Raw genomic sequence first — 12,560 nt, forward strand, 5'->3', positions numbered from 1 at the left:
GGCCCGCTTTTGTTTTACCCACAAGTAAACGGAGTTCAATTATTGGGTAATGCGTGGCGCTATACCAAATACTTCTGGCGCAATTGGTTGATGTCGGCGTCGGAAAGCCCGATGCCCTGTCGTACGAAGTTGTCGAAAGTACCGTAGTTCTCTTCGATAGCGCCCCACGACATCTTGAGCCACTCTTTGTCTACCGCGTTCTTGCGATTGAGGTAAGCGTTGCTGGCAAGGAAGTCCTGCTCGATTGCTTCGTAACTAACTCCCAAGATGGCCAAGAGGAACGCGGCACCGAGGCCGGTTCGGTCTTTGCCAGCACTGCAGTGGAAAACGACGGCGCCGTCTTCATATGCGAGTGCTTGGAGAAGATCCTTCCAAGCGGTTCGCGGTGCTTCTCCGGTAATCATCAACTCATAGCCGAGCAGTTGGCCGAAGTACTTCACTTCATCGTCGAAAATCTCTGCATCGTGCGCCTTGATGCTTTCTCCCGCCGCTTCGTAGAACTCCGGTGCATGGCCGTAAAGCTGCTCGCCAGTTGTTGCGACAGGACTTTTCACGAAGCCCAAGCCATTGCGAACATCGATGATGTCCGCTACTTGGTAAGTCACGCTGTCGGGCAAGATGTCTGGGGCTTCGTTGCGCTCTTTAATGTTTCGCAAATCGACGACGCGTGTCACGCCTGCCTGCGTCATCCGGGCAAGGTCTTCGTCACTAGGTTCTCGTAAGGCGTTTGACCTGTATCCCAGGCCGCGGCGGATGTGGCGACCATCCTCGGTCATGATTGGGTTGGCGCTACTGCCCGCTACATCGCGGAAGTTACTGAGCGAGGAAAGTGAGCCGGATTCGATAGGGGCTGGGGATCCGGTTGGCGCCGTGGCGGTTGTAGTCTGCCCGGTGACCTGTGTCTCGGTCGCACTAATTCCTAATGTGGCTGCCTTCAACAACGAGGCATCAGGGCTAGCCGATGCGGCCGATGGGGAAATAGTGCCGAGTGGTAGAAGAAGGGCCGTGGTTAGGGCAGCGGCTTTAGCGCGATAGTTTGCGCGGCTCAGGTTAGTTGTATTCACGGGTGTTGAGGTTAGCGTGCCTCAGGTTTTCGGCAACTTATAAGAAAAGCTCTTTCGCGCATAGCCATGCCCGTACAACAGGCCGCTCTGAAACGCGGTAAGAACGTAACAGGGGTACCTGACTGCATTACTCAGAAAAGGCTCTCTACCAGCGCAAATTAGCCAACGCTAATCAAAATCTGAAACATGCCCTAAATATTGCGCAATTTCATAACGTATTTACTTGTTAAATAGGGAATCCTAAGCTAAGGTTGCGCAGGTAATGATTACCTAAGTAAGTGATTGGGTAATGGCGTCTAAGTGACGTTTGCTCAACAATCCTACTGTGACCGAAGGGATGCCTTTCAGTGGCGCGTTCAAACTCCGGCCGTATTCGCAATATCGTAGCCGCATCTGTTGCCAGCCTTGGACTTGTTCTTGGCGCATGTTCTGCCGATGCCGGCAACGAGGATAAGTCTGCAGCTGCAGGTAACGAGGCAACTGTTACCGTTACTGATAATCACGGTGAGCAGACCGTGCCGGCCGAAATTGACACTGTTGTGGCCACGGACAACCGTTCCTTCGAGATGCTCGATCAGTGGGGCATTAAGCTGGCTGCAGCTCCGAAGGCGATTATCCCGTTTACGGTTTCCGACTACAAGGACAATCCCGATGTTCAGGACATCGGTAATCACCGCGAGCCGAACCTCGAGATTGTTGCAGCCGCCGACCCGGATCTGATTGTCACCGGTCAGCGTTTCGACAAGTACTACGACGACCTCAAGAAGCTCGCTCCAAACTCCGCAATCGTGGACTTCGAGCCGCGCGAGGGCCAGCCGCTGGACGAGGAGCTCAAGCGCCACGCTAAGGGCCTGGGCACCATCTTCGGTAAGGAGAAGGAAGCCGATCAGCTCATCGCGGATTTCGATAAGGCCCTGGAGCGCGCTCGCAAGGCTTACAACCCGGACGTGAAGGTTATGGCGCTGAACTCGTCGGGAGGCACCCTCGGCTACATTGCTCCGACCGTTGGTCGCACCTTCGGCCCGCTGTTTGATCTGATTGGCATGAAGCCGGCACTGGAGGTCGACAAGGCCAGCGATGATCACCAGGGTGATGAGATTTCCGCCGAGTCCATCGCTAAGGCGAACCCGGACTTCATCATGGTTCTCGACCGCGATGCTGGCACCTCGGTGCGCGGTACCGATGAGTACCGTTCGGCGCAGTCTGTGGTCGAGGAAGCTGCTCCGCTGAAGAACGTGAAGGCCGTCAAGGAGGGCAAGATCTACTACGCCCCAGAGGACACTTACACCAACGAGTCCATCATCACCTACACGGAGATTTTGAACGAGCTTGCCGACGCCTTCGAGCAGGCCTAATAGTTCTCTGACCAGTCACAGGAGTACCTCACCAACTCTATGCAGAAGTTACTGGAACCCCGATTAGCCATTGGGATTGCCGTTGTGGCAGTCCTGGTGGCTATGTCGCTGTTTGTAGGCCAATACGACATCCTGGGCGCCGACGACGGCTGGGAGATGTTCGCCACTACGCGTATTCCGCGCACCATTGCACTAGTGCTCTCGGGTGCCGCGATGGCGATGTGTGGCCTGGTCATGCAGCTGCTTACACACAACAAGTTCGTCGAACCCACCACCACGGGAACCACGGAATGGGCTGGTCTTGGCCTAATTTTCGTAATGTATTTCTTCCCCTCGGCGTCGTTGCTCGGCCGGATGAGCGGCGCGATTATCTTCGCTTTCATCGGCACAGCAGTGTTCTTCCTGTTCTTGCGCCGAGTGAGTTTGAAGTCGAGCCTGGTCGTGCCCATTGTGGGCATCATGCTGGGCGCGGTAGTCAGTTCGATTTCGACTTTCTTTGCGTTGCAGACAGACATGCTGCAGTCACTGAGCGTCTGGTTCGCAGGCTCCTTCACTGATATTTATAAAGGGCAGTACGAATTCCTGTGGCTGGTCGTCATTGTGGTCGCAATCGTCTTCGTATTCAGTGATCGGCTGACGGTCGCGGGGCTTGGTGAGGATATCGCGACCAACGTTGGCCTGAACTACAAGCGAATCGTGTTCCTGGGCACGGGACTAATTGCGATTGCAACAGGTCTAGTCACCGTCGTGGTGGGCAACCTGCCTTTCCTGGGGCTCGTCGTCCCGAATATCGTCTCCATGTTTCGTGGCGATGACCTGCGCTCCAACTTGCCGTGGGTGTGCCTGGTGGGCATTGCCATCGTGACGGTCGCGGACATAATTGGCCGCGTCATTATCGCCCCGTTCGAGATTCCGGTATCGGTGATTCTCGGCATCCTGGGTGCTGCCATTTTCGTCTATCTGATCGTGGAGCGACGTCGTGCTTAATCTCAGTTCAACTCACACGGTGGCCAACCAGGTTGGGCCGCAAACGACGTCGTTTAGCACGGGCGCCGCGGCGCGCAGGTACTGGATCATCATTGCTGTGCTGGTGGGCTTGGCGACGTTGTTTACCGCGGGTCTGCTCGCATGGGACAACCCGTTGCCGTTCGGCACGGAGGGCTTTTGGCTGATCGCGCGTCGGCGCCTTGATGCCGTGATTGCCATGATTGTGGTTGCCTGCTGTCATGCAATTGCGACGGTGGCGTTCCAGTCGATTGCGAATAACCGAATTATTACGCCGTCGATTATGGGCTTTGAAGCGCTGTACGTGGCTATCAGTACCGCCGCGGTCTACTTCCTCGGCGCGACGGGTCTGATGAATGCTGGCTCGGTTGGGGCGTTTGTTATGCAGCTCGCGCTGATGGTGGGGCTGTCGCTGGTGCTGTACGCGTGGCTGCTGACTGGGCAGGGTGCGGATATGCACAGCATGCTGCTGGTTGGCATTGTCATCGGTGGCGGGTTGGCCTCGGTATCGACGTTCATGCAGCGCATGCTGACACCGTCGGATTTTGACCTTTTGACGGCGCGGCTGTTCGGTTCGGTCAACAACGCTGATCCGGAGTTTTTCCCGGTGGCAATTCCGCTAGTGATAGCGGCAATCGTTGTGATTGCGCTGCATTCGCGGGCGCTGAACGTGATGTCGCTGGGCCGTGAAGTCGCGACGAATCTGGGCGTGAACTACCAGGTTCGGTCCATCACCGTGCTGGTTGCAGTGTCGGTGCTGATGGCCGTATCGACGGCCATGGTCGGCCCGATGACCTTCCTTGGCTTCCTGGTCGCGACCATTGCGTACCAGGCTGCGGATACCTATGACCATCGCTTTGTGCTGCCGATGGCGGCGCTGATCGGCTACGTCACGCTGGCCGGTGCGTATTTCATTCTCAATCACGTTTTCTATGCCCAGGGCGTGGTGTCCATCATTATCGAGCTGGTTGGCGGTTCGATCTTCCTCTACGTCGTTTTGAAGAAGGGACGGCTATGATTCTCCTCGACAGTGTAAGCAAGAGCTATACCAGCGAGGTGTCGATTGGCCCCGTTGACCTGGAAATTCCAAACAACGCGATCACGGCGCTGATCGGACCGAACGGTGCGGGCAAGTCCACGCTCTTGACTATGATTGGCCGCCTTCTGGCCGTCGACTCCGGCGACATCAACGTCGGCCCGTACAACGTGGGCAAGACCAAGTCGAAGGATCTGGCGAAGGTGCTGTCGATTCTGCGCCAGGACAACCACTTCGTCACGCGTCTCACCGTGCGCCAGCTGGTCAGCTTCGGCCGCTTCCCGTACAGCCAGGGGCGCCTGACCGCCGAGGATGAGCGCATCATCTCTCAGTACATCGAGTTCCTCAACCTCGAGTCGCTCCAGGGCCGCTACTTGGACGAGCTCTCGGGCGGTCAGCGTCAGCGCGCGTATGTCGCAATGGTGCTCTGTCAGGAGACGGATTACGTGCTTCTCGACGAGCCGTTGAACAACCTGGACATTTCTCATTCGGTCGACATCATGTCGTACCTGCGCACTGCAGTGCGCGAGTTGGGGCGCACGATGGTGGTGGTGTTGCATGACATCAATTTCGCGGCTCGCTACGCCGATTACATCTGTGCGGTGAAAGACGGCCAGATTGTTGAGCACGGCCCAACCGCGGAGCTGATGCGTTCGGAGGTGCTGAGCCCAATCTTCAACACTCAGATTGACATCGTCGAGGGCCCGCACGGCCCGGTCGCCTGCTACGGCTCTTAAGGCAATTCCTGGCCGGCCCCACGCAGCCGATACAATCTAGCCTCATGACTATTACTGCTGCCGTTGACGGTTCCGCCTTGCACAACCCCGGACCTGCCGGGTGGTGCTGGTATATCGACGACAGCTGCTGGGCCGCCGGCGGATGGAAAGAGGGAACCAACAACCGCGGGGAACTCACTGCTCTTGCCGAGCTGCTCCGCGCCACCGCTCACATCCCCGACGAGCCACTTTTCGTACTGTGTGATTCGCAGTACGTGATCAACTCCGTCACCAAGTGGATGCCGGGGTGGAAGCGCAAGGGATGGAAGAAGCGCGACGGCAAGCCCGTCCTCAACGTGGACATCTTGCAGGACATCGACCAGCTCCTCGTCGGCCGCAATATCCACCTCGAGTGGGTTAAGGGCCACTCCGGCCATGACATGAACGAGGCCGCTGATCAGCACGCCCGAGCCGCCGCCACCGCGTATCAGAAGGGCACCGCAGTGCCCGAAGGACCAGGTTTCGCCGGCGCGGGGAGTCGCGGGCAGACGAATGCAGCACAGGCGAATGCAGCGCCGACAAAAACCACGCCCGCCACGCCTTCTTCCGACTCCAAGGCACCCAAGACCGCAACCTTCGAGCAGGAGGGTCTCTTTGACCTCGCTGCCGACACCACCGTGGCACCCGAGGACGCAGCCAAGGAAGCGCTCACTGTTTTTCGCCGCGCCGCACATCGCGCTGAGCAGGGTAATGCCCGCGCCCTCAAGGCATTGCTTAACGACGCCCTGGGCGCCAACCTCGCCGTGCCAGACGGGCTTTCGGATGCCGAGCATGAGCTCCGCGTCGAGGGAACCACCGCTACTGCGCAGTTCACTACAGACGACTGGGTTGGCCTGGCTGTCTGGGATTTGTCCCAGGCAGTGGGGAAAGCCACAGGTTCTGCGCGTTTGTTGGGCTGGAATGTAGGCAGGTCTTAGCAGTAGTATGAAAGTTTGGTCTTTTAGGTAGACCACCAGGCAATCCGGGGTTACTGGTAGCCTGAAAACACATAAATTCTTTTACTCATTACATATAAGGAGCTCCGACTTCATGGCTGAGCACGAAGGTCCTCGTTCCGGCGAAGGCCGAGGAAATCGCGGAAACCGCGGGTCTAACCGTTCCCATGGTCGTGGCGAGGGCGGCTTTAACGGGCGCAACCGCAACGATCGTCGTGGACAGGGCGGTGGCCCAGGTGGTCGCGGCCGTGGTGGTCACGGTGGTCATGGTGGTAACCGCGGTTCCCGTGGTTCGCGGGGCTTCCGTCGTGATGATCGTGACGATCGTGACTTTAACCGCGGTGACCGCAATGAGCGCGGTGGCCGTGGCGGTCGTGGTTACAACCGCAACAATCGCGATGATCGTAATGAGCGTTTTAACCGCGATGACCGTGGTGGTCGCGGTGGACGCGGGTTCGACCGGGATGATCGTAATGAGCGCGGCGAGCGCAATGATCGTCGCGGCCCGGGCGGACGTGGCGGCCAGGGAGGTCGCAACTTCGACCGTCGTGGTGGCAAGCCACGTCGCTCCAACCGCGGTGGCCGCTTCCAGGATGAGAAGCGTACGCACCGCACCGGCCCGCAGCGCCCAGGTTTCCGCGAGGAGCGCATTGAGGCCCGCAAGAACGAGCCGAAGCTGCCGGATGACATTCGTGCAGATGAGCTTGATCCGAGCGTGCGCCAGGATCTGAAGAGCCTGGCTAAGGACAACGCCGACAAGGTCGCTCGTCATATGATTATGGCTGCAATCCTGATGGCTGAAGACCCGCAGCGTGCCCTGGAGCACGCCCGCGCAGCGAAGGACCGCGCAGGTCGCGTCGGTGTCGTTCGTGAGACCGCTGGTGTTGCCGCCTATCACGCAGGTGAGTGGAAGGAAGCCCTGGCGGAGCTGCGTGCGGCTCGCCGCATCTCCGGTGGCCCGGGCATGCTCGCGGTCATGGCGGACTGTGAGCGCGGCCTCGGCCGCCCGGAGAAGGCCATCGAGCTGGCTCGCTCCGAGGAAGCCAAGCAGCTGGACAACGAGTCCAAGACTGAGCTGGCTATCGTCGCCGCAGGTGCCCGCCGCGATATGGGCCAGATCGATGAGGCTCTGGTTGAGCTGGAGACCCAGGATCTGAACCCGGATCGCGAGGACTTCGAGGCCGCTCGTCTGTTCTACGCCTACGCTGATGCGCTGGTGGAGGCCGGCCGTAAAGACAATGCCAAGGTGTGGTTTACCCGCTGCGCCAAGATTGATGTCGACCAGATGCTCGATGCTCGCGAGCGCATCGAAGAGCTGAGCAAGTAACCGGCCTCGCCGTCCGGCTCGCACAACCAGCCACCGCTGGCGCGATGCGGCTGCGCATCTACAATTCGTCGTAAAGCGTTCCTATTTCGTAAAAGGAGAAATGCACCTCATGGCTTCTGTCGCTTCTTCCTATGATGCCGCTCTGTTAGATCTGGATGGCACGATTTACGAGGGCGGCGCGGCGATTCCGAACGCGCTGGAGGGGCTGACCGAGGCAGCGCTGCCGATGGTGTTCATTACGAACAACGCCTCGCGCGCGCCGCAGACCGTGGCGGATCAGCTCAACGGGCTGGGCTATGACGTTCACGCGGACGATGTGATGACGTCGGCACAGGCGGCCATCGAGATGGCGGCGGAGGTCATTGAGCCGGGCTCGAACGTTTTTGTGTTGGGTGCGGAGTCGTTTAAGCAGTTGGCTCGTGAGGCGGGGTACAACCTCGTGGATTCCGCTGATGACTACCCTGCGGCGGTGTTCCAGGGGCTCAACCGTGAGATGACGTGGAAGCAGATGTCGGAGGCGGCGCTGGCGGTGTCGCGAGGTGCGCGTTACCTGGTGTCGAATTTGGATACGACGCTGCCGTCGGAGCGCGGTTTCCTGGTCGGCAATGGTTCGGTCGCTGCGGCGATTTCGACGACCACGGGCGTGGCGCCGCTGTCGGCGGGTAAGCCGAAGCCGCCGATGTTCATTAAGGCGGCGGAGCGTGTGGGCGCGAAGAATCCGCTGGCGATTGGGGATCGCCTGGATACCGACATCGCGGGCGGAAACGCTGCGAAGATGGACACGTTTATGGTGGTCACGGGTGTTTCCACGCATATGGATGTCGTCGCGGCGCCACCTGAGCACCGCCCGACGCTCATCGGCGCTGATATGACCGCGCTGAACCGTGAGCTGGATCAGGCACGTCCGGCTCCGCAGGCTGGTTTCACCGCGCGTTACGACGACGCGGAGGCCGGTGTCATCGTTCTTTCTGGCGGTGACACGGAGGATCCTCGGTTGGCGAACCCGGCGGAGGCCGCGGTGGCGGCTCTGCTGACGGTCGTGGATGTGGTGTGGAACTCTGAGGCTGGTCGTGCTGGCGCGGTCGAGGTCACGCAGGTCCGCGCAGAGGGCCCGGCTGCTGAGGCGGCGCTGGCTGCCTGGCGGATGTGATAGCCGATGAGTGAGGTCGCACCGAAGCCAGGGCAGGGGCAGGAGTCTGGTCCCGTGCCGGGGCCGAAACCCGGCCCTGTACCTAGCCCGGCGGCAATGCCCGGTGCGCGCGAGGTAACTCCGGAGGCCGTCCGGGAGCAGGTTGCGGCCGCACTGTCCGCACCCGCACCGACTCCGCAGGAGAGAGTCGCACAGTTCGAGCGGGCGCATGAGATTTTGTATGAGGCCCTGGGCTCGTCACGCAGGGAAGGAAAGTGAACGCGGTGGCAAAGAAAGCTCCTAAGCGCAGGCTCGATGCTGAGCTGGTGCGAAGGAAGATTGCTCGCTCCCGTGAGGCAGCAGTAGACATGATTAAAGCCGGTCGAGTCGAGGTCGGTGGCTTCGTTGCCTCTAAGCCCGCGACTGCGGTGACAGGGGACGTGTCCATTCGCGTCAGCGGCCTGGAAGAGGACGAGAACTGGGCATCGCGCGGGGCGCACAAGCTGCTCGGCGCGCTGGAAGCTTTTGAGCCGCAGGGCCTGGACTTGAAGGGCCGGAAGGTGCTGGATGCCGGTGCCTCCACTGGAGGTTTCACCGATGTGTGCCTGCGCCGCGATGTCGATACCGTCTACGCCGTCGATGTCGGCTACGGTCAGCTGATTTGGCGCTTGCAGGATGATTCGCGGGTGGTTGTGCTCGACCGAACTAATGTCCGCACGCTGACCCCCGAGATTCTCGGCGGCACAGCCGATGTCATGGTCGGCGACCTGTCGTTTATTTCTTTGAAGCTGGTGCTGCCAGCGATTGTTTCCTGCCTGGACGAGGGCGCTGACCTGTTGCCGATGGTTAAGCCGCAGTTCGAGGTGGGTAAGGAGCGCCTTGGCTCCGGTGGCGTTGTGCGTAGCGATGCGCTGCGTCAGGAAGTTGTCCAGGAAGTCGCTGAGTACGCCCGCACGCTGGGGTTGTCCTTCCGCGCGGCCGTGGCCAGCCCACTGCCGGGTCCGAGTGGCAACGTGGAGTTCTTCCTGTGGCTGGTGAAAGACGGCGGCACCAGCGATATTGGTGATGAGGCTATGGCTGCGGCCATCGCTAAGGCCGTCGAGGAGGGGCCGCACAATGACTAGCTCACCGACCGAATCACCGACCGGCTCACCGACTAGCACGAGGAGCAGCTCAGGGATTAGCAAGCCCAAGACCAGCGCCGGCAAGCGCGAGATTCTGCTGGTCCCGCACACCGGCCGTAGCGCCAACCTGGAAATGGCCGCGGAGGCGGCCGAGCTGCTTGAGGCCGCTGGGATTGATATCCGCGTGCTGGCCGGTAAGAACCCGGAGGCGCTGGCCGCGCACCCAACGCTCGGCAAGTACCCGCGCTACTGGCACTCCCCGCAGGCGGCGTCGGGATGCGAACTCGTCCTCGTCCTCGGCGGCGACGGCACCTTCCTGCGCGCCGCAGACATCGCGCATTCGGCTGACCTGCCGGTGCTCGGTATCAACATGGGGCACGTGGGCTTCCTCGCCGAGTGGGAGCAGGAGTCCATGACGGAGGCGATTAGTCGCGTCATCAAGCGTTCCTGGCGTATCGAAGATCGCATGACCATCCGCGCCACCGTCCGTGACACCACCGGCCGCGTGATTGGTTCGGGCTGGGCGCTGAACGAAGTCAGCATCGAAAATGTCAACCGTCGCGGTGTGCTGGACGTCATCCTGGAAGTCGATGGCCGCCCGGTGAGTTCCTACGGCTGCGATGGCGTGCTGATTTCCACGCCGACCGGCTCCACCGCCTACGCCTTTTCCGCAGGTGGGCCCGTACTCTGGCCTGAGCTCGATGCCATGCTGGTCGTGCCTAACAACGCCCACGCGCTGTTCTCCCGCCCGCTGGTGATCTCTCCGCATTCGACCATCGCTATTGAGACCAACCACGACACCGCCGAGGCGGTCGCGGTGCTCGACGGCTTCCGCAACATCACCATGCCGCCGGGCAGCCGCATCGAAATCGAGCGCGGCGCGCAGCCGGTGCGCTGGGTGCGTCTGGACGATCAGCCGTTCGCCGATCGTCTGGTGCACAAGTTCCGCTTGCCGACGTCCGGGTGGCGCGGCCCCGCCGAGGCGCAATAGCCTCCAAACACGGAGCCTTTCACCCAACGGCAGACAAGACCCGACACTTCAAGGGAAGGACTGATTGCAGGCGCCATGCTGACTGAGATTTCCATCCGCGACCTCGGCGTTATCCCCGACGCGACGCTTGAATTCAGCCCAGGCCTGACCGTACTCACAGGCGAAACCGGTGCGGGTAAGACCATGGTGGTCACCAGCCTCAAGTTGCTCTGTGGCGCGCGTGCCGACGCCGGCCGCGTGCGCACCGGCGCCGACAAAGCCTTGGTGGAAGGCCGCGTTTCCACCGAACACCTCTCGGAGGAAGAGTCAGCCACCATCGATGCTGTGGTTTCTGAGCTCGGCGGCGAGCGCGATGAGAATGACGAGTACCTGCTTGCTCGACAGGTCTCCGCGAAGGGCCGCTCCCGGGCGTGGGTTGGCGGGCGCAGTGCGTCGGCTGCGGCATTGGCGGATGTCTCCACGCGCCTGATTGCCATTCACGGCCAGAATGATCAGTTGCGCCTGCAAAGCGCCGATGAGCAGCGTGCGGCCATCGACCGAATGGATGCCGAGGCCATCGCACCAACCCTGGAAACCTACCGTCAGCAGCGCGCACACTGGCGCACCATGGTCAAGGAACTGGAAGAGAAGACCTCCAAGCGACGCGAGTTGGCCATGCGTGCCGACCAGCTCAACTTCGCCATCGAAGAGATCGACGCGGTCTCGCCGGAGCCGGACGAGGACCAGGACCTGGCCTCCCAGATCCGGCGCATGCAGGACCTGGACGGTCTCCGCGACGCGGCAGCCGTGGCGCTTGCCGCCATTGACGGTGCGGCCGCCGTGAGCACGACCGGCATGGATGCGGCCACCGAGGAATCCGGTGCCGCCGAACTCCTCGGTGCCGCCGCTAACGAGCTCGCCGCCGCAGACGACGAGGAACTCACCGAGTTTTCCAATCAGCTCAATGAGCTGACCAGCCAGCTCTCCGAGATCTCCGCTGGCCTCGGCGCGTTTCTCTCCGGCCTGCCGGAGGAAACCGAATCCCTGGACAAGCTCATGCAGCGCCAGGTGGAGATCAAGAATCTCACCCGTAAGTACGCCCCGGACATCGCCGGTGTCCTGGCTTGGCGGGACAAGGCGGAGCGCAAGCTCGCCACGCTGGACGTTTCCGGCGAGGCCCTGGACAAGCTGACCGCGGAGATCAAGACCGCGGAGAAGAAGCTCGGTAACACCGCGCGGAAGCTCTCTAAGGCCCGCGCAAAAGCCGCGAAGCACCTGGAACAGGCCGTGACCAAGGAACTCAAGGGCCTGGCCATGCCGCACACCTCGCTGGTGGTGGAGATCGCCAAGGCCGACACCTTTGGCCCCGCTGGCGTGGACAACATCGAGTTCAAGCTCCGAGCCCACGAAGGTGCCGAGCCACGCCCGCTGGCCTCATCCGCATCCGGCGGTGAGCTCTCCCGCATCATGCTGGCATTGGAAGTTGTCCTCGCCGAAGGACAAGCCGGACACACGATGGTTTTCGATGAGGTCGATGCCGGTGTTGGTGGGCGCGCGGCTGTGGAGATTGGCAAGCGCCTGAAGCAGTTGGCGGTGAATAACCAGGTGATCGTCGTCACGCACTTGCCTCAGGTGGCGGCGTTTGCGGATACCCACTTGGTGGTCAGTAAGGATGCCCGCTCGGGTGCGGTGTCGTCGAAGGTGACGAGCCTGGGCGACGAGGAGCGGATTGACGAGCTCGCGCGGATGATGGCGGGCTTGGACGATTCGGACTCCGGACGCGCGCATGCGCAAGATCTTCTGGATCAAGCTCGGCGCGCCTTCTCGGCCAAGTAGCTG

At 61.0% G+C, this 12,560-nt stretch carries 12 protein-coding genes; 11 read left to right on the plus strand and 1 reads right to left on the minus strand.

Annotation, left to right across the window (positions count from 1 at the left end; all coding sequences use genetic code 11):
- Nucleotides 1-59: 59 nt before the first annotated feature.
- Nucleotides 60-1,064: a tyrosine-protein phosphatase gene (locus tag HMPREF3042_RS00015; protein WP_083327381.1), complete on the minus strand. Its 1,005-nt coding sequence runs from the start codon at nucleotides 1,062-1,064 to the stop codon at nucleotides 60-62.
- A gap of 347 nt (nucleotides 1,065-1,411) precedes the next feature.
- Between HMPREF3042_RS00015 and HMPREF3042_RS00020 the strand changes: the two genes are divergently transcribed.
- The 11 genes from HMPREF3042_RS00020 (at nucleotide 1,412) to recN (ending at nucleotide 12,557) form a co-directional block, all read left to right on the plus strand.
- A complete protein-coding gene (locus HMPREF3042_RS00020) occupies nucleotides 1,412-2,419 on the plus strand; it encodes a siderophore ABC transporter substrate-binding protein (protein WP_070855722.1) in 1,008 nt (335 codons plus the stop codon).
- A gap of 39 nt (nucleotides 2,420-2,458) precedes the next feature.
- Nucleotides 2,459-3,406, plus strand: coding sequence for an ABC transporter permease (locus HMPREF3042_RS00025; protein WP_070855723.1), 948 nt, complete (start codon nucleotides 2,459-2,461; stop codon nucleotides 3,404-3,406).
- The gene (locus HMPREF3042_RS00030; protein ID WP_070855724.1) at nucleotides 3,399-4,442 is read left to right on the plus strand and encodes an iron chelate uptake ABC transporter family permease subunit; all 1,044 of its coding nucleotides are present in this window, start codon (nucleotides 3,399-3,401) and stop codon (nucleotides 4,440-4,442) included. Before HMPREF3042_RS00025 ends, HMPREF3042_RS00030 begins: the two co-directional genes overlap by 8 nt.
- Complete coding sequence (locus HMPREF3042_RS00035; protein ID WP_070855725.1) at nucleotides 4,439-5,197, plus strand: iron ABC transporter ATP-binding protein; 759 nt, start codon at nucleotides 4,439-4,441, stop codon at nucleotides 5,195-5,197. The genes HMPREF3042_RS00030 and HMPREF3042_RS00035 overlap by 4 nt, the downstream gene beginning before the upstream one ends.
- A gap of 44 nt (nucleotides 5,198-5,241) precedes the next feature.
- On the plus strand, nucleotides 5,242-6,153 hold the full coding sequence (locus tag HMPREF3042_RS00040) for an RNase H family protein (protein WP_070855726.1): 912 nt from the start codon (nucleotides 5,242-5,244) through the stop codon (nucleotides 6,151-6,153).
- Nucleotides 6,154-6,265: 112 nt separating this feature from the next.
- Complete coding sequence (locus HMPREF3042_RS00045; RefSeq protein WP_070855727.1) at nucleotides 6,266-7,498, plus strand: tetratricopeptide repeat protein; 1,233 nt, start codon at nucleotides 6,266-6,268, stop codon at nucleotides 7,496-7,498.
- Between the two features lie 109 nt (nucleotides 7,499-7,607).
- Nucleotides 7,608-8,648, plus strand: a complete 1,041-nt coding sequence (locus HMPREF3042_RS00050) for an HAD-IIA family hydrolase (RefSeq protein WP_070855790.1) — start codon at nucleotides 7,608-7,610, stop codon at nucleotides 8,646-8,648.
- A gap of 6 nt (nucleotides 8,649-8,654) precedes the next feature.
- Nucleotides 8,655-8,906 carry a hypothetical protein gene (locus tag HMPREF3042_RS00055; protein WP_042388740.1) on the plus strand — a complete coding sequence of 84 codons (252 nt, stop codon included), beginning with the start codon at nucleotides 8,655-8,657 and terminating at the stop codon, nucleotides 8,904-8,906.
- A 5-nt stretch (nucleotides 8,907-8,911) separates the two neighbouring features.
- The gene (locus HMPREF3042_RS00060) at nucleotides 8,912-9,751 is read left to right on the plus strand and encodes a TlyA family RNA methyltransferase (RefSeq protein ID WP_070855791.1); all 840 of its coding nucleotides are present in this window, start codon (nucleotides 8,912-8,914) and stop codon (nucleotides 9,749-9,751) included.
- Nucleotides 9,744-10,742 (plus strand): NAD kinase, encoded by a 999-nt coding sequence (locus tag HMPREF3042_RS00065; RefSeq protein ID WP_070429669.1) that lies wholly within the window; start codon nucleotides 9,744-9,746, stop codon nucleotides 10,740-10,742. The genes HMPREF3042_RS00060 and HMPREF3042_RS00065 overlap by 8 nt, the downstream gene beginning before the upstream one ends.
- 75 nt (nucleotides 10,743-10,817) lie before the next feature.
- Complete coding sequence (gene recN, locus HMPREF3042_RS00070; RefSeq protein ID WP_070855728.1) at nucleotides 10,818-12,557, plus strand: DNA repair protein RecN; 1,740 nt, start codon at nucleotides 10,818-10,820, stop codon at nucleotides 12,555-12,557.
- Nucleotides 12,558-12,560: the final 3 nt, after the last annotated feature.

Origin of the sequence: Corynebacterium sp. HMSC074C05 (assembly GCF_001838325.1) — a bacterium.
Taxonomy (GTDB): domain Bacteria; phylum Actinomycetota; class Actinomycetes; order Mycobacteriales; family Mycobacteriaceae; genus Corynebacterium; species Corynebacterium amycolatum.